General features: G+C 72.8%; 16 protein-coding genes. 12 read left to right on the top strand and 4 right to left on the bottom strand.

Annotation, left to right across the window (positions count from 1 at the left end; genetic code table 11):
* Positions 1 to 210 precede the first annotated feature (210 nt).
* A complete protein-coding gene (locus tag HHX41_RS19690) occupies positions 211 to 1,968 on the top strand; it encodes a glycoside hydrolase family 6 protein (RefSeq protein ID WP_182907151.1) in 1,758 nt (585 codons plus the stop codon).
* Between the two features lie 70 nt (positions 1,969 to 2,038).
* On the opposite strand, the gene HHX41_RS19685 is transcribed toward HHX41_RS19690, so the two are convergent.
* The 3 genes from HHX41_RS19685 to HHX41_RS19675 all read right to left on the bottom strand — a co-directional run bounded on the left by HHX41_RS19685 (position 2,039) and on the right by HHX41_RS19675 (position 6,972).
* Positions 2,039 to 4,591, bottom strand: coding sequence for a DUF6185 family protein (locus HHX41_RS19685; RefSeq protein ID WP_182907150.1), 2,553 nt, complete (start codon positions 4,589 to 4,591; stop codon positions 2,039 to 2,041).
* Positions 4,592 to 4,743: 152 nt separating this feature from the next.
* Positions 4,744 to 5,709, bottom strand: coding sequence for a lytic murein transglycosylase (locus HHX41_RS19680; RefSeq protein ID WP_182907149.1), 966 nt, complete (start codon positions 5,707 to 5,709; stop codon positions 4,744 to 4,746).
* 249 nt (positions 5,710 to 5,958) lie between these two features.
* Positions 5,959 to 6,972, bottom strand: coding sequence for an RNA polymerase subunit sigma-70 (locus HHX41_RS19675; protein WP_182907148.1), 1,014 nt, complete (start codon positions 6,970 to 6,972; stop codon positions 5,959 to 5,961).
* Positions 6,973 to 7,210: 238 nt separating this feature from the next.
* On the opposite strand from HHX41_RS19675, the gene HHX41_RS19670 reads away from it, so the two are divergent.
* The 4 genes from HHX41_RS19670 (at position 7,211) to HHX41_RS19660 (ending at position 10,538) form a co-directional block, all read left to right on the top strand.
* Complete coding sequence (locus HHX41_RS19670; RefSeq protein WP_211591751.1) at positions 7,211 to 8,344, top strand: ThiF family adenylyltransferase; 1,134 nt, start codon at positions 7,211 to 7,213, stop codon at positions 8,342 to 8,344.
* Positions 8,345 to 8,439: 95 nt separating this feature from the next.
* On the top strand, positions 8,440 to 8,565 hold the full coding sequence (locus HHX41_RS40735; RefSeq protein ID WP_259401129.1) for a hypothetical protein: 126 nt from the start codon (positions 8,440 to 8,442) through the stop codon (positions 8,563 to 8,565).
* A 95-nt stretch (positions 8,566 to 8,660) separates the two neighbouring features.
* Complete coding sequence (locus tag HHX41_RS19665) at positions 8,661 to 9,332, top strand: DUF6879 family protein (RefSeq protein WP_182907147.1); 672 nt, start codon at positions 8,661 to 8,663, stop codon at positions 9,330 to 9,332.
* Between the two features lie 21 nt (positions 9,333 to 9,353).
* Positions 9,354 to 10,538 carry a hypothetical protein gene (locus HHX41_RS19660; RefSeq protein ID WP_182907146.1) on the top strand — a complete coding sequence of 395 codons (1,185 nt, stop codon included), beginning with the start codon at positions 9,354 to 9,356 and terminating at the stop codon, positions 10,536 to 10,538.
* Here HHX41_RS19660 and HHX41_RS19655 read toward each other — a convergent pair whose 3' ends face one another.
* Positions 10,539 to 11,438 (bottom strand): NAD-dependent epimerase/dehydratase family protein, encoded by a 900-nt coding sequence (locus HHX41_RS19655; RefSeq protein ID WP_182907145.1) that lies wholly within the window; start codon positions 11,436 to 11,438, stop codon positions 10,539 to 10,541.
* A 161-nt stretch (positions 11,439 to 11,599) separates the two neighbouring features.
* On the opposite strand from HHX41_RS19655, the gene HHX41_RS19650 reads away from it, so the two are divergent.
* From HHX41_RS19650 to HHX41_RS19620, 7 genes are all read left to right on the top strand, one after another.
* Positions 11,600 to 12,451, top strand: a complete 852-nt coding sequence (locus tag HHX41_RS19650; RefSeq protein ID WP_182907144.1) for a helix-turn-helix transcriptional regulator — start codon at positions 11,600 to 11,602, stop codon at positions 12,449 to 12,451.
* Positions 12,452 to 12,593: 142 nt separating this feature from the next.
* Positions 12,594 to 13,022 (top strand): hypothetical protein, encoded by a 429-nt coding sequence (locus HHX41_RS19645; RefSeq protein WP_182907143.1) that lies wholly within the window; start codon positions 12,594 to 12,596, stop codon positions 13,020 to 13,022.
* Positions 13,016 to 13,249, top strand: a complete 234-nt coding sequence (locus tag HHX41_RS19640; protein ID WP_182907142.1) for a helix-turn-helix transcriptional regulator — start codon at positions 13,016 to 13,018, stop codon at positions 13,247 to 13,249. The genes HHX41_RS19645 and HHX41_RS19640 overlap by 7 nt, the downstream gene beginning before the upstream one ends.
* On the top strand, positions 13,246 to 14,247 hold the full coding sequence (locus HHX41_RS19635) for an NAD(P)-dependent alcohol dehydrogenase (RefSeq protein ID WP_182907141.1): 1,002 nt from the start codon (positions 13,246 to 13,248) through the stop codon (positions 14,245 to 14,247). The genes HHX41_RS19640 and HHX41_RS19635 overlap by 4 nt, the downstream gene beginning before the upstream one ends.
* An 81-nt stretch (positions 14,248 to 14,328) precedes the next feature.
* Positions 14,329 to 15,255: an SPFH domain-containing protein gene (locus HHX41_RS19630; protein ID WP_182907140.1), complete on the top strand. Its 927-nt coding sequence runs from the start codon at positions 14,329 to 14,331 to the stop codon at positions 15,253 to 15,255.
* A 3-nt stretch (positions 15,256 to 15,258) separates the two neighbouring features.
* Entirely contained in the window at positions 15,259 to 15,501 is a 243-nt protein-coding gene (locus HHX41_RS19625) for a hypothetical protein (RefSeq protein ID WP_182907139.1), read from the top strand.
* Between the two features lie 15 nt (positions 15,502 to 15,516).
* Entirely contained in the window at positions 15,517 to 16,143 is a 627-nt protein-coding gene (locus tag HHX41_RS19620; RefSeq protein WP_182907138.1) for a GPP34 family phosphoprotein, read from the top strand.
* The last annotated feature ends 26 nt before the right edge of the window (positions 16,144 to 16,169 follow it).

The raw sequence follows: 16,169 nt of genomic DNA, 5'->3' as shown, positions 1-16,169 counted from the left end.
TCAGGCGCCGCCCCGCGCATCTCGTACGACGTTTCGCGAGGTGCCATACGGTTCCCGCATTTCTGCCATGGAAAGGGACATTTCCACTTCGGCGATTCGTGTACACGAGCCGGGCGATTGCCGAGTCTGGGAGCGTCGGCGCCCCTGCGTGAACCGGCAACGGGCGCCGGATGCCGGAACCTGTCACCACGCCCCTGGAGACGATCGCCTATGCCCTTCGGCCACCATCGTTTCGTCCGCAGGATCCTGACGGTCGTCGCGGCGGTCGTCCCCGCCGCGGCGCCGGCCGTGGCGGGACCGGTCCTGGGCACGACGTCCGCCGACGCCGCGGTCACGTGCCAGGTGACCTACACGAGCACCCAGTGGGGAACGGGTTCGGGCGGCTTCACGGCCGCCGTCTCCGTGAAGAACAGCGGTGATCCGCTCACGGACTGGACCCTGACCTTCACCTTCCCGGGCTCCCAGCGGGTCACGCAGGGCTGGTCGGCCCAGTGGAGCCAGTCCGGCGCCCGGGTCACGGCCAAGAGCGAGTCGTGGAACCGGCCCGTCGCCTCGGGCGGCTCCTTCCAGATCGGCTTCAACGGCACCTGGACCGGGAGCAACCCGCCGCCCACGGACTTCGCCGTCAACGGCGTGCCCTGCCAGGTGGCGGGCACCTCGCCGAGCCCGTCGCCGAGCCCGAGCCCGGACGTGCCGGTGGACAACCCGTTCGTCGGCGTCAAGGGGTACGTCGACCCGGGCTGGGCGGCCGACGTCGAGTCCTCCGCCGTGCGGGTGGACGACGCGACCGCGCAGAGGATTCGCGGCCTGAAGACGACCACCACCGCGGTCTGGCTGGACCGGATCGCGGACGTCACCGGCGGCTCCGGGGTCGCCCGTACGCTGAAGGACCACCTCGACACCGCCGTCGAGCAGCGGGCCGGATACCTCACGCTCGTGCTCCACAACCTGCCGGACCGCGACTGCCGGTCGCGGGTCTCCGACGCCGAGCTGCACGAGCAGCAGAACGGCCTCAACCGCTACAAGACCGAGTACGTCGACGCCATCGCCGCCCTCCTGGCCAAGCCCGAGTACCGGAACCTGCGCGTCGCGGCCGTCGTCGAACCGCGGGCCCTGATCGACCTCATCGTGGGTGGCGCGGTGGACACCTACCCGTGCGAGCAGGCGGCGGGGTCGGGCGTCTACGTGATGGGCATCCGGTACGCCCTCGACAAGCTGGCGCCCCTGCCCAACGTCTACACGTATCTGGACGCGGGCAGCGCGGGATGGGCCGGCTGGGAGACGAACTTCACGGCGCTCGCGTCCCTCGTCACCGAGACCGTGCGCGGCACGGCACGCGGCCTCAACGGCCTCGACGGCATCGCCACGAACGTCGGGGACTACATCCCCCTCGACGAGCCGTTCCTCACCGACCCCTATCAGACCGTGAGCGGCCAGCCGATCATCCAGAGCAGGTTCATCGACTGGAACCCCTACCTGAACGAACGGAGCTACGCCGTCGCGATGCGCGCCGCCCTGATCGCCAAGGGCTTCCCCGGCTCGCTCGGCGTGGTCGTCGACACCTCCCGCAACGGCTGGGGCGGGCCCGCCCGGCCCACGGCCGCGAGCACCTCCGGCGACGTCAACACGTACGTGGACCAGAGCCGCGTCGACCGGCGTCCGTCGCGGGGCGCGGAGTGCAACCAGAACGGCGCGGGGCTGGGGACCCGGCCGGTCGCGGCGCCCGCTCCCGGCGTCGACGCCTACCTGTGGATCAAGCGGCCGGGCGAGTCGGACGGGGTCGGCGGGCCGCTCCTGCCCGAGGGCTCGGACCGGCTGATCGACTACCGATGCGACCCCAACGGCTCCCTCACCCCCGGTACGGACGGTTTCCGGCCCACCGGCGCTCTGCCCAACGCGCCGCTGATCGGCGACTGGCACCACGAGCAGTTCGTGATGCTGGTGAACAACGCCTACCCCGCGCTCTGAGGACGTGCCGCGGCTCCGGCGCCGGGCGCCGGAGCCGCCCTTCCCTCGCGGTTTCCGTCGGCATCGGCGGCTAATCGCCCGCACGTCCCTGGAGCAGCTGCGCGTCGGCGGGGAGCGACGCCTGGGTGGAGGTGTCCACCTGTGAAGTGATGTCGATGCCGTTCCTCAGCTGGCTCCACAGGCCGAGGATGGCCGCCGCCTGCGCGACGATGAGCGCGACCCCGCTGCCCGCCGTACCGAGCCGGTAGACGACGGCCACGGGGGTGAGCCGCGACGCGAGACCACCCGGGCGGGTCTGCAGGGTCCGCGCGTCCATGAGGACGGCGACGACGGTGAGCACCAGGAACAGCAGCAGCACCCGCACGAGCGAGCCGCGCACGGGGGCCTGACCGATGACGTTGTTCAGCACGGCGTGCGCGCCCGTCGCCGCGGCGTACGCGAGGACCGGCACGACGCCCTTGAGGTAGCCGCGTCTGCCGGGCAGACGACGCCACAGCGCGCCCAGCACGAAGCCCGCCACCGGCCAGATCAGCAGCCCGCCGATCAGGTCGCCGGCCAGGCCGTAGAACCCGTTCGGGTCGCCGAGCCGGTCGAGCCAGCCGTCGCGCCCCCGGCTGTCGGTGCTCCAGGTGGCCCAGATGAGGAACACGGCGGCGGGCGCCCCCACGTAGGACGCGTACCTCGCGGCGAGCCGCGCGTTGGCCCACCACGACACGCCCGGGCCGCGCGACAGCGCCAGGTCGAGCGGGCTGATCCCGTCCTCCCTGTCGGGATCGAGGCCGATCTCCATCCGGAGCCCGCGGATGCGGTCGACGACCGGCCCGTTCTCCCTGTGGTAGGCGTCGTCGTCCATGTCGCCCGCGGCCCAGCGCCGCCGCAGGCCCTTCTCCCGCGCCTCCAGGTCCCGGTACTCCTCGACGATCATCGCCAGCCGTCGCCGCGACACGCCCGGGTCCGCGGCCTCGGCCCGTCGCGTCAGCCGCAGCAGCAGGGGCAGCACCGCCAGGCCGACGAGCGCGGCGAGCGGGACGGGCATCCCCGCGTACGTGCCGGGCCACCTGATCGTGCCCACGACGAACAGGAAGACGACGAGCCATGTGGTGAGCGGCCCGACGGTCTCCGTACGCCGCCCGTGCAGGCGCAGCAGCAGGAGAAGCAGGAGCACCACCAGCGGCCACATCAGGTACGCGACGCTTCGCAGCAGGAGGAAGGGCGATTCGACCACGTCCGCCAGGCTTCCCATGCGCACGACGACCGCGTGGGCCTCGAACGCCAGGGTCAGCAGCGCCAGTCCCGGGACACTCCAGCGCAGCAGCACGCGGACGGCCCGGGGCGTCCGTCCGCCCGGGATCCGGGCGGCCCGGACCGCGACCGCCCACGCCGCCGCGGTGAGCAGCAGCGCCGTCGCGACGCCCGACGCGACCACCGCGGGCTCCCCCGGGCTGGGGAAGTACCGCATGGACAGGGGCGCGTAGGCGCAGACGGCGACGAGCACCACTCCCCCGAGCACCACTGCGGCGAACGCGGTGAGCCCCGAACGGGTGGGCGCCGAACGGGTGGGCGCCGAACGGGTGGGCGCCGAACGGGTGGGTCCCGAACGGGTGGGCGCTGTGCCGGCGCGCCGGATCCGCGTGCGTGCCGTCCGCCACGCGGCCGCGCAGAGCGGCGCCACCAGGATGGCGACCGCCGCCCCGTCCGTCAGGCCGATCAGGTGGGCCAGGAAGCCCGCCTCGGTGAGCACGAGGACGACCGTGATCGCCTCCACCGTGGTGATCGCCGCCAGGGTGCCGAGGACGAGCCTGACGAGGGCGCGCTCGCCCCGGTCGCCCGAGCCCCGGTCGCCCGAGCCCCGGTCGCCCGATCGCCGGTCGCTCGATCGCCGGTGGAGCAGCACGAGCAGCCAGGCCAGCAGCAGGTACGGCAGCGCGAAGCCCAGGTAGGTCGCGACCGTGAGCACGTTCTGCCCCCGCAGGTCCACCCAGCGCTGGAACGTCGCCCGCGCGGACAACGGCACGGCGACCTCGACGCGCGGCGGGGTGGCGGCGTCCCGCCAGACGTAGGTGCCGCCGGGGAGCACCTGCGACGGCAGAGGCGTCACCGTGCGCACCCGGGACTCCGGCATCCTGACGACCACGGTCCGCCAGCGCGCGCCGGCCAGCCCGGGCGGCAGGTCCACGGTCGGCGGCGCGCCCGCGGTCGAGGGCAGCAGCGCGACGAACCAGGTCCCGCCGGACTCGCGGCTCGCCCACAGCCCGGCGGACTCCCCGCTCCAACGGGGGCCGTAGTGCTCCAGGCGGGTCTCCCGCGTGCTCTGGACCACCACCTCGGCGCCGTCGGCCGACGTCGTGACGCTCGGCGTGCCGCCGTCCGGCAGCAGGCAGGCGACCGTGCTCCCGTCGCCGCTCCCGTCGCCGAGCAGAGCGGCGGACCCCGCCCAGTCACGGGGGACGCCGACCCGCGTCGTGCTTGTCAGCACGGGAGTGTCGTGGCCGCGTTCCGCGATGGTCACGGACGTCTCCACCCAGGCCGAGCGGGGAGGCCCGAACCCGCACGCCGCCCCGTCCGCGAGCGCCGGCCCCGAGCCCGGAATCAGCAGGCCGAGCGCCGCCACGACGAGCGGCACCACAGCGAGGATCCCGACCGGCTTCGTCCCCGCACCACTCGTCACCCGACGCACAACCCGCCTCCCGTACGCGATCGATCCCCCAAGGATGAGTCGCACGGAAAGCGGCATTGGTTACGGACGATTCCCCGAGGACCGTCCCTCCCGCGGCATCACCTGCGGTCAGGGCCGGTCAGGCGGCGCTCCCCCTTCGTGGTGATCACGTAGACCTGCCAGGTGTAGTAGGCGTAGTAGTTCCTGATGTCCTGCTTCATCTGGCGGGCATGCAGCAGGACGGCGTCCACGTACGCCTGGGAGTGGTTGTAGGCGTACAACGCGCGCCGGTAGTCGCCGGGCGCACCCGAGGCGTGGAGGTAGTTGGCCGCGGCGAACAGGGCGTCGCCGGTGTCGTCGATGTCGCCGCCCATGCCGTACGCCTTCCAGGTGCCCGGCATGAACTGCATCGGCCCCCTGGCGCCCACGTAGCTCGGCGAGCGCACCCGGCCGAACTTGGTCTCGACGAGCATCACCGCCGCCAGCACCTCCCACTCGACGCCGAACCGGCGCTCGGCGCGCCGGAAGGCCGCGAGCAGGGCGTCGGCCGGTTCCGCCGGTCTGACCTTGATCTTGATCGGGCCGCTGACGGGGTGGGCGAGGGAGAGCAGGTCGCGGATGGCCGTCACGTTGTCCTTCGTCCGCGCGGCCACCGCCTTGGGCAGTTTCCCGTAGGCGCGGGAGGCGACCTGGGGATTGCGGGCGAGGTAGCGGTACACGCGTTGCTCGTACAGGGACAGCAGGACCACGGGCTCGGGCGCCTCCCCCTTCGCGGGGTCGCCCGTACGCCTCCAGTCGTCGATCGCGTCGCGCAGTCGTCCGGCCGTACGGGTGAGGGCCTCGGCCAGCCGCGCGGGGTCCTTCGGCACCGCCTCGTCCGGGGCGGGCAGGTCCCCTACGGACGGCTCCGGCGCCGGGCTCGCGGAGGACGCCGGCGCGGGCGGGGACAGGCGCTCGCGCGGGGCGACCGAGGCGGCCTCCCCCGCCGAGCCGCCGCAGCCCGTCAGCGGGACGACCACGGCGGCGAGCACGGCGACCAGCACCCGGCGGCGCGGCGGTGAGATCACAGCAGGCTGATCGTTCATCGTCACCAACGTATGCCCAGCGGTGACGATCCATGCCCTCCGGCACGCGTAGGTGCCAGGCCTCAGCCGCGACAGGGCCGTCCACAGGAATCGCCCGGCGGGGCGAGCGCGGCCGCGAGGGTGGTGGCCGCCATCGCCCCGAGCGTGGCGACGAGGCCGGTGCCGCGACACGCGCGCCACCTCGCAGCGCGAGCGTCCGCACCGGGCCTACTCCGCGTCCGCACCGGGCCTACTGCGTCCGCACCGGGCCTACTCGGTGCCGTCCGCAGGCAGGCGCTCCGGCAGCCCGAGCCGCGGGAACCGGTCGTCGTGGAACGTGACGATCTCGGTGATCGCCCCGCCGGTGACGCGCAGGACGTCGATCGTCAGCGGCAGGTACGCGCCCTCCCGCTTGCGCCACTGGTAGAAGGCGACGGCGGGCTGCCGGTTCACCGAGGTGGGGACGGCGCGCAGGTGCTTCATGCCCTCGAAGCCGCTCTCGATCCAGTCGTTCACCACCGCGTCGCGGCCGACACACAGGCCCGGCGTGGGCGGCATCGAGCAGCGGACGTCGTCCCGCAGCAGTGCGGCGAGCCCGCCGACGTCCGTGGCCACGCTGGCGTCGGTGTAGCGGCGCACCAGCTCGCGCGTCCCGGCGTCCTCCTCGCCGCCGGTCCAGTCCTGCCGCTCGGTGGGCAGGTGCTCCCGCATGCCGGCGCGGGCCCGCTGCAGTGCGCTGTTCACGGAGTTGACGGAGTCCCCGAGGAGCTCCGCGACGTCCTTCGCCCGCCAGCCGAGCACGTCCCGCAGGATCAGCACGGCCCGCGGGCGCGGCGCGAGGTGCTGGACCGCGACCAGGTACGCCAGCTCGATCGTCTCCCGCGCGACGGCGACGGTCTCCGGCTCGTCCGCGTCGCCCGCGGGCAGCTCGTCGAGCAGCCGGTCCGGGTAGGGCTGCAGCCACGGCACCTCGCCGCCGGTCGCGGGCTCCGGGCGGCACTTGGCGAGCAGGTCCAGGCAGGCGTTGGTGGCGATCCGGTACAGCCAGGCCCGGAACGTCGACCTCCCCTCGAAGGTCTCCCGCCGCCGCCAGGCACGGAGGAACGTCTCCTGCACGGTGTCCTCGGCGTCCTCGAACGACCCGAGCATCCGGTAGCAGTGCACGTGCAGCTCCCGCCGGTGCCGCTCCGCCAGCCCCGAGAACACCGGCTCGCCGACCTCGCCCAGACCGCTCACGCCCAGACCGCTCACGCCCAGCTCCTCCAGCCGCGTGTCCGCACTCATCGCGTCATCCTCCCGCCTCGTCGTGTCCCGTCGTAGGTGTGACGGGTGCGGGCGCGACAACTCATCACCACGGTCGGCCGGCATGGCTGATTCAGTGACAGAGTCGGTGACGGATCCGGTGGCGAGCACACGACGATGCGACGCCGGCGATGCGGGAACGTTTTACGGCCGACCCCTTTTTCCGCAACGCGAAAATCGGTGTTGACTCACCTAGTTATCGCCCACTAAACGTCGTCACGTGCGACTGCCCCGCGTGAAATTCGAGCACCGGCCTCACCGGTACGACGACGGCACCATTCGCATCGGCGGTGAGATTTACGGGATCGCCGCCGAAATCGCGGACCCGTACGGCTGGGTGTGGACGGCCCTCACGCTGATGGACGGCACCCGGTCCCGCGACGAGATCGCCGAGCGGCTGCGCCTGTCCCATCCGGAGGTGCCGGACGCCGCGTCGATCGTCGAGCAACTGGTCGCCACCCGATACGTGGAGGACGCCGCGGCCGGGCCGCCCGCCGGGCTGAGCGAGCGCGAGCTCGACCGCTACAGCAGGAACCACGCGTTCTTCCGCGCCGTCGACGTCGCGCCGCGCGGCGACGGCTGGGAGACCCAGCTGCGGCTGAAGTCCGCGCGGGTCGTGGTGCTCGGCCTGGGCGGCACCGGCAGCCACGCGGCGTGGGCGCTCGCCGCCGTCGGCGTCGGCACGATCCACTGTGTGGACCCCGACGTGGTCGAGCTGTCCAACCTCAACCGCCAGGTCCTCTTCGGCGAAGACGACATAGGGCGCCCGAAGGCGGAGGCGGCCGTCGCGCGGCTGCGGACCGTCAACTCCGACATCCGGGTCACGGGCGAGCGCCGCCACATCGGCAGCAGGCGGCAACTGGACGACCTGATCGCGGGCTACGACGCGCTCGCCCTGTGCGCGGACCGGCCCACCGGGCACGGCATCCGGGTGTGGGCCAACCGCGCCTGCGCCGCCGCGAACATCCCCTGGGCCGGCGGCGGATACAACGGCCCACTCGTCACCGTGGGGTGTTTCGCGCCGGGAGCGGGCGCCTGCTACGAGTGCCTGAGCAGCGGCGAGGAGGCGCGGCGCCGCCCCGGCACGCCGGTGAACCTCGGCGGGCCGGGCGTGATCGCCACCTCGGCGGGCGTGTCCGGCCAGCTCGTCGCCCACGCCCTGCTCGGGCTGCTGACCGGGGTGCCCGTGCCGCCGGCCGGCACCATCCAGGGCGTCAACCTGATCGCCGCGGACCACCACGTGTGGGTCAGGCATCCGCCGCGCCCCGGCTGCCCGGTGTGCGGCACGCGGGCCCCGGCCGGCGGGCCGAAACACAATTCATTCCGGCCGAGGACCGAAATCGATGCCGGTTGAATGAATAGAGAAATCCTTGACTGCCCCCAGTCAAAGGCGAATCATGAACGCGTTCTCGCGAGAACATCCATGTCCCCTCCAGAGAGAGGAACCGGATGAACACGAACGAGCACGAGACCGAACCCGTCGAGGAGACCGCCTCGCCGGCCAAGACGAAGATCACCATCCGGCTGCTCGACAAGATCGAGACCACGACCAGCAGCAACAGCGTCGGCAACTGACGAAGCACCGCCCGAGGCGTGCGGGGGTGCCGCGGGGCCGTCCGCACGCCTCGGCCGACGAGAGCCAGCACCAGGGAGTGCCCAGGGAGGGAAGGGTGGCACACGCCGGGACCATCTTCGACGACGTACGGCAGGCCGAGGCGCGGGTCCTGCCCGCGGACGCGTACCAGGCCGAGTTCACCGAGGAGTTCGAGCGGGCCCCCGACGGGGTGTGGAAGCTCGAACGCGCCCAGGAGTTCTTCGAACCCGACGTGGCGAGCTGGCGGGCGATGATGGCCGGCGACTGGGACGGGTCGCTCGCCATGCTGGAGGAACTGCGGGAGTTCCTCGTCGGCTACTACCGGACCCGGCCCCAGGCCCGCCGGGTCCGCATCGTGGAGACGCCGCTCACCCCCTATCTCCAGTGGGAGCTGCACGTCCTCGCCGTACGGGCGACGGCGGGCGAGCGTCCCCGGGTGCTGCACGCGGACGCCGTGCGGGAGCTGGAGCACCACGCGCCGCTGCCCGAGATCGTCGTGCTCGGCCCCACGCTGCTCTACGAGGTGCTGTACGACGAGATCGGCGCCCACGTGGGCGCCCGGCGGATCACCGACCCCGGCCTCGTCGGCCCCTGCCTGACCGCGATCAAGGAGCTCTACGGCCGTGGTGAGGACGTGCGGGCGTACGTCGAGCGGGAGGTCGCCCCGCTGCCACCGCCCGTGATCTCCGACAGGACACGCGCCCTCCTGCCCGGCTACTCCCACGACACCGGGACCATCCGCCCCTGACCCCGCACCTGGAGGCCCGCGTTGCGAGAGGCCACCGTGGTCCGGCTGCGCGAGCTGGCGTTCCGGCGGGACGGTTCGCAGTGGATCGTCGGCCGCCCGGACGGGGACGAGTTCGTCGCCGTGCCGTACGAGGGAATGCGGGCCATCGAGCTGCTGTCGGCGGGCGCCACGGTCGAGGAGACGGAACGGCGGCTGCGCGCCGAGACGGGCGTGGATCTCGACGTCGGCGACTTCGTCCGCGCCCTGGGCACGCTGGGCTTCGTGGAGAAGCCCGGCGCCCCGGCCGCCTCCGCCGGGCCGCCGACCTTTCCCCGGTTGCGTCCCCGGCACGTGCGGTGGACGCTGCACCCGCTGCTCCACCTGCTGGTCGCCGGCCTGATCGCCGCCGGGATCGCGACGGCGGTCGTACGGCGGGAGACGCTGCCCGGCTGGCGCGACCTGCTGTGGAGCGAGCGCGGCACGCTCGTGCTCGCGTCGCAGATCGTGGTCGGCTGGGCGCTGATCTTCCTGCACGAGTTGGCCCACCTGTCGGCCGCCAGGGCCGCCGGGGTGCCGGGCAGGATCCGGCTCGGCACCCGGCTGCAGTTCCTGGCCGTCCAGACCGAGGTCTCCGGCGTCTGGCTGGCCGGGCGGCGCGTCCGCCTGACGGTCTACCTCGCCGGGATGGCGACCGACGCCTCGGCCTGTTCGGCCGCGCTCCTCCTGACCGCCGTCGTGGGTCGCCAGCCCGCGCTTTCGCTGGTCGCGCTGACCTCGCTCGGCATGCTGGCCACGCAGTTCCTCGTGTTCATGCGCACCGACGTCTACTTCCTGCTGCAGGACCTGAGCGGGTGCCGCGACATGTACGGCGACGCCTCCGCCTACGTCCGCCATCTGGCGCTGCGGCTGCTCCGCCGTCCCTCCCCCGACCCGCTCGCCGGGCTGCCGCGCCGGGAGCGGCGCGCCCTGCGTACGTACGCGGTGCTGCTGGTCGTGGGCACCGCGGCCTGCCTGGGTGTGGCGTTCGCGGTGACGGCGCCGGCGACGCTGACGCTGCTCGGCCGGGCCGTGGGCGTGCTGGCCGCCCCCGCGGACCCGCTCGCCGGGCTGGACGCCGCGGCGGTGCTGCTGTCCGCGGTCGCGTTCCAGGTGCTCTGGGCGCGGGCCTGGTGGCGCAGGCACGGCCCGCGCGTACGGCGCGCGCTGCGTACGCGGCGGGGGCGTTGATCAGGACCGCGTGTAGGAGCCGGTCGTCAGCTCCTCGATCAGCCCGGGCCGCTCCGGGGCCCACCCGAACAGCCGCCGGGCCCGCGAGGCGTCCATCGGCGACGAACGGGTGAGCGCGGCGATGGCCGGCCCCATCGCGGCGACCGCCTGCTCCATCGTCAGCGACACGGCCTGGGCGCCGGTCAGGCCGGCGACCGCCTCGGCGATCCGCCGGATCGGGGTCCGCTCGGCCGACGCGGCGTTGACGACGACCCCGTTGCCGACCACCTGGGGCTCGCGGCGCTCCAGCGCGGCGACGTACAACTCCGCGAGGTCGTCGACGTGCACCGACGACCACTCGTTGGCGCCGTCGCCGATGTAGGGCACCATCCCGTTCTGCCTGCCGGCGCCGATGAGCCCCTGGAGCAGGCCCGATCCGCCGCGCCCGTAGACCAGCGCCGCCCGGATCACCGTGCCCGCCACGTGGCCGGCCGCCAGGACCTGCCGCTCGCCGAGGACCTTGTACGGCTGCGCCGACGTCTCGGGGGTGACGGGGTGGTCCTCGTCCACGGTCGCGCCCTGCCGGTCCGGGTAGACCAGTCCCGTGCTGGTGTAGACGAACGCGCCGCCGTCGTTGAGGCCGTCCAGCAGCGCCGCGAGGGTGTCGCGCTCGATATCGCCCATGTCCGGATCGGCGTAGTCAACGGCGGTGTGGACCACGGCCTCGGCCGCCGCGGCGGCGCCGCGCAGGACGTCGAGGTCCCGCAGGCTCGCGAGCACCGCCTTGGCGCCCAGCCCTTCGACCCGCTCGCGCGCCTCGTCCGAGCGGGCCAGGGCGACCACTTCGTGGCCGGCCCTGACGAGGTGCTCGGCCACGACTGCGCCGACGTAGCCGCTCGCACCGGTGACGAAGATCCGCATGATCGTGTGCCTTCCATGAGGTCGGGTGACCGCGGCGCGTCCGTGTTCGCCGCCGGTCGCTGCCAACCCCACCGTCGCCCCCGGCGTCCCGCACAGCCAGGGACCAAGAGTCCGTGGCTGAGGGGGTCCGCGCACCCGATGCCCGGCGTACGGTCACAAACATGGACAAGCATGGCCTGGCGCGGTTCCTCCGGAGCAAGCGGGAGAGCATCGACCCCGCCGACGTCGGCCTGCCCCTGGGACGCCGCCGCCGCACCCCCGGACTGCGGCGCGAGGAGGTCGCCCAGCTCGCGTACATCTCGGTGGACCACTACACACGGCTGGAACAGGCGCGGGGCCGTCACCCGTCGCGGCGGGTGCTCGACGGCATCGCCCGCGCCCTGCGCCTGTCGGACCAGGAACGCGCCCACCTGTTCCGCCTGGCCGGGGAGCGGGAGGAGAGCCGGTCCGCGGAGCCCGCGAGCGAGGTGCGCCCGAGCACACTGAGCCTGGTCAACCGGCTGACCGACGCCGCCGCGATCGTCGTGGACGACATGTGCCGCGTGCTGGCCTGGAATCCGCTGGCGGCGGCCCTGTTCGAGGACTTCTCCACCCTGGCCGGCCAGGAGCGCAACGTCATCCGGCGCTACTTCCTGCATCCCGACCCGGAGCGGCGGCACTTCGGCATGGGCAGCCCGGAACGGTTCGCCGTCACGGCGGTCGGCTACCTGCGCGTCGCCGTGACCCGCTATCCGGACAGCCGCGAGCTGAAGAGCCTGATCGAGGAACTGCTGGCGGGGAGCGAGGACTTCGCCCGGCTGTGGAACTCCCAGCGGTTCCACATCGACCGTCACCTCCACCAGACCGTGCGGCACCCGCGCGTCGGGCCGATCGAGCTGGACTTCGACGTGCTCACCGTGCCCGACCAGGAGCAGCAGGTGGTCATCTTCACCGCCGAGCCCGGGTCCCCGGCCTACGAGTCCCTGCGGTTCCTCAAGGTCGTCGGCGCCGAGCAGGTGCCCGCCGACGCCTGACCCGCGCCCGCGGACGCATGTTCTCCCCGCTCGGCAGGCCCGGCTCCGCCAACGGATTCGATGTAAAAACTTCTGTACATCAAGTCAAAGACGGATTACCTTGAGGGTGTCAAAGATTCTGTACACCCGAAGGGAATCGATCATGACCCACGAGGAGAAGCGCGCCTGGATCCGGCTGGTCGTCGCCGTGATCGCCTACGCGGCGTACGTCGTCGCCATCCTCAGGCGGGCGGGCGGAGGCCCGTTACCCGACGTGCCGTACGCCGCCGCCATGCTGTGGACGATCGGCGGGGCGATCGGCGCGTCGATCCTGGCCGAGATCGGGATGGCGATCGTCAACCCGGGGGCCTCGCGCGTCATCGACGCCCGCGACAGGGAGATCGGGCGGCTGGGCGACTACACCGGTCAGGCGTTCGTGGTCATCGGGGCGATCGCGGCGATGCTCATGGCCATGGCGGAGTGGGACCGGTTCTGGATCGCCAACGTGATCTACCTCTTCTTCGTCCTGTCGGCGATCCTCGGCGGCATCACCAAGATCGTTCTCTATCGCAGGAGCGTTCCGGAGTGGTGAAGCCCACACGCGTGACGAACCGCATCCGCGTGCTGCGATTCGCCCACGACGAGATGACCCAGGCCGAACTCGCCGAACGCATCGGCGTGACCAGACAGACCGTCATCGCCATCGAGCAGGGCCGGTACTCGCCGTCCCTGGAGATGGCCTTCCGGATCGCCCGGGTGTTCAACGCCCCGCTCGACGACGTGTTCCAGTATCCCGACCTCCCAGAGGAGACGAAATGAAGGCCATCGTCCAGGACACGTACGGCCCGGCCGACGTGCTCGAACTGCGTGACGTCGACCGCCCCTCGATCGGCGACGACGAGGTGCTCGTCGAGGTCCGCGCGGCCGCCGTGGATCCCGGGGTGTGGGTCCTGATGACCGGCACGCCGTACCTCGCGCGTGGGGGATTCGGGCTGCGCCGCCCCAAGGTTCCCGTCCGGGGCCGCGACGTCGCCGGGGTGGTGACGGCCGTCGGCGCCAACGTCACCCGCTTCCGGCCCGGGCAGGAGGTGTACGGCACCTGCCCCAACGGTTCGCTCGCCGAGTACGCGAGGGCGCCGCAGGCCCGCCTCGCGCCGAAGCCGGCCAACCTCACGTTCGAACAGGCCGCCGCGGTGCCGGTCTCCGGCATGACGGCGCTGCAGGCCGTACGCGACGTCGCCGGCGTGCGCCCGGGGCAGCGGGTGCTGGTGATCGGCGCGTCGGGAGGCGTGGGGTCGTTCGCCGTGCAGATCACCAAGGCGCTCGGCGCGAGCGTCACCGGTGTGTGCGCGGCGGCGAAGGCGGACTTCGTGCGGTCGCTCGGGGCCGACGACGTCATCGACTACACCCGCGAGGAGATCGACCGCGACGGCGCACGCTACGACGTCGTCGTCGACACCGCGGGCAACCGGCCGCTGTCCCTGCTGCGGCGTGCCCTGACCCCGCGCGGCACGCTGGTGATCGTCGGCGGCGGGCACACCGCGTACCGCTTCACCGGTGGCATGGGACGCACGTTCCGGGCGCCGCTGCTGTCGTTGTTCACGGGGTCGATGTTCAGGGGGCAGCGGCTGCGCCCGATGTTCTCCCGCGAGCGCGCCGAGCACCTGGAGGAGCTGACCCGGCTCATCGAGTCCGGCGCCGTCGTCCCGGCGGTAGACCGCGCCTATCCCCTCCCCGCCGCGCCCGACGCGATCCGGCACCTCATGGAAGGCCACCCCGCCGGCAAGGTCGTCGTCACCGTGGCGGGAACGGCCTGAGTCCCGAGTTCCCGGGCTCCTCGGGTCTGGCGAAAAGTGATATCACTTTGCTAGTGTCATGCTAGACATCGAGGAGAAGACATGACAGACCTGCAGATCGCCGTCGACATGCCGGCCCCCCAGACCCACGAGCGGGCGGCGCGAGCAGCCGCGGGATGGCCCATGCTGATCCTGGCCCTGGTGGGCCTGCTGAGCGCGTTCGCGCTGGTCCCGGTCGGAGCCGTCCTCGCGGCCGGCGGCAGCGGCGCCCTGGGAGCCATGCTGATCGCCGCCGGGGTGCTGCTCCTCCTGGCGGCCCTCGTCGTCTTCACCGGGCTCACCGCGGTCGCCCCCGGTGAGGCGCGCGTGATCCAGCTGCTCGGCCGCTACGTGGGCACGGTCCGCACGCCCGGCCTCCGGTTCGTGGCTCCCTTCACCCAGAAGCGCCGCGTGTCCACCCGGATCCGCAACCACGAGACCGACATCGCCAAGGTCAACGACGCCGACGGCAACCCGATCGAGATGGCCGCCGTGGTCGTGTGGCAGGTCGAGGACACGGCGAAGGCCGTCTTCGAGGTCGACGACTTCGTGGAGTTCGTCGCCTTCCAGACCGAGACCGCGGTCCGTCACATCGCCGGCAGCTACCCGTACGACGGGCACGACGACATGCTGTCCCTGCGCCAGAACGCGGACGAGATCACGGGCCGCCTGTCGGTCGAGATCCAGGCGCGGGTGGCCTCGGCCGGAGTCAAGGTCATCGAGTCGCGCATCACCCGGCTGGCGTACGCTCCCGAGATCGCGCAGGCGATGCTGCGCCGTCAGCAGGCCGGAGCGGTCGTCGCGGCCCGTCAGCGGATCGTGGAGGGCGCGGTCGGCATGGTCGAGGCCGCCCTGGCCCGCCTCGACGAGCACGACGTGATCGAGCTCGACGAGGAGCGCAAGGCCACCATGGTCAGCAACCTGCTCGTCGTCCTGTGCGGCGACCGCGACGTGCAGCCCGTGGTGAACACCGGCTCCCTGTACCACTAGACCGTGGCGACCGAAAGAAAGAGCATCCTGCTGCGGCTGGACCCCGCGGTGCACGACGCGCTGGCCCGCTGGGCCGGCGACGAACTGCGCAGCACCAACGCCCAGATCGAGTTCCTGCTGCGCCGGGCGCTGTCGGAGGCGGGGCGGCTCCCGGGCGGCGCCGGTCGCATCCCCCGGCGCGGCAGGCCCGCCAAGAAGCAGACGCCGCCTCCGGAAGCCCCCGCCGCCGACCCGCCCGACGACTGAGAGGAGGGCAGTCCAATGAACGTCCCCGGTTCCCTGACGGCCCAGCTCTATCTACTGGCCTACGACCCCCGCAAGGAGCGGGTGGTGACGAACTACCGCTTCCCCTACCTGCTGCGCGCGGCCGCGCTCACCGATCTGCTGCTCATGGGCCGGATCGCCGACGACGACGGCAAGGTGCGCGTGGTGTCGGAGGACCGGCTCGGCGACCCGGTCCTCGACGACCTGCTCCGCCAGCTTGCCGAGACGGGACCCCGGCCGTGGCGGCACTGGATCGGCAAGGACGGCCGGGCCACGGTCCGGGCGGTCCGGGACGAGCTGGAGGCGGGCCGCTGGGTCAGGGTGGAGCTGCGCCAGCCGTTCCTGATCTTCAACAGGAGCGCCGTCCGCGTACGCGACACGCGGGTGGTGAAGCGCCTCGCGGCACGGTTCGCCGACGCCATCACCGGGCCGGCGTCCCGGGTCGGTGACCGCGAGGCGGCCCTCGTCGGGCTGGCCGCCGCGGCGGAACTCGGCACGGTCCTCCCGCGGGCGAAACGGCGCGCGCACAAGCAGCGCATCGACCAGCTGGCCGAACGCGGCGGCCCGGCGGCGGCGGCCCTCCACAAGGTCATCCAGCAGGCCCGCGGCGCGAGCAGCGGCTGAGCCCGCCCGCCGGCCGCGCGGGCCCG

The organism is Microbispora sp. H13382 (assembly GCF_014161445.1).
Classification (GTDB): Bacteria; Actinomycetota; Actinomycetes; order Streptosporangiales; family Streptosporangiaceae; genus Microbispora.
Note: the sequence above shows the minus strand (reverse complement) of the source record. Positions and strands in the feature narration are given on the sequence as shown.

What these genes read in the sequence shown, in the direction of transcription:
- HHX41_RS40735 (WP_259401129.1), top strand. Translation starts at nt 8,440, where the DNA reads ATGAACACGAACGAGCACGAGACCGAACCCGTCGAGGAGACCGCCTCG.
- HHX41_RS19655 (WP_182907145.1), bottom strand. Translation starts at nt 11,438, where the DNA reads ATGCGGATCTTCGTCACCGGTGCGAGCGGCTACGTCGGCGCAGTCGTG.
- HHX41_RS19620 (WP_182907138.1), top strand. Translation starts at nt 15,517, where the DNA reads ATGAACGTCCCCGGTTCCCTGACGGCCCAGCTCTATCTACTGGCCTAC.
- HHX41_RS19690 (WP_182907151.1), top strand. Translation starts at nt 211, where the DNA reads ATGCCCTTCGGCCACCATCGTTTCGTCCGCAGGATCCTGACGGTCGTC.
- HHX41_RS19680 (WP_182907149.1), bottom strand. Translation starts at nt 5,709, where the DNA reads ATGAACGATCAGCCTGCTGTGATCTCACCGCCGCGCCGCCGGGTGCTG.
- HHX41_RS19645 (WP_182907143.1), top strand. Translation starts at nt 12,594, where the DNA reads ATGACCCACGAGGAGAAGCGCGCCTGGATCCGGCTGGTCGTCGCCGTG.
- HHX41_RS19675 (WP_182907148.1), bottom strand. Translation starts at nt 6,972, where the DNA reads ATGAGTGCGGACACGCGGCTGGAGGAGCTGGGCGTGAGCGGTCTGGGC.
- HHX41_RS19630 (WP_182907140.1), top strand. Translation starts at nt 14,329, where the DNA reads ATGACAGACCTGCAGATCGCCGTCGACATGCCGGCCCCCCAGACCCAC.
- HHX41_RS19650 (WP_182907144.1), top strand. Translation starts at nt 11,600, where the DNA reads ATGGACAAGCATGGCCTGGCGCGGTTCCTCCGGAGCAAGCGGGAGAGC.
- HHX41_RS19635 (WP_182907141.1), top strand. Translation starts at nt 13,246, where the DNA reads ATGAAGGCCATCGTCCAGGACACGTACGGCCCGGCCGACGTGCTCGAA.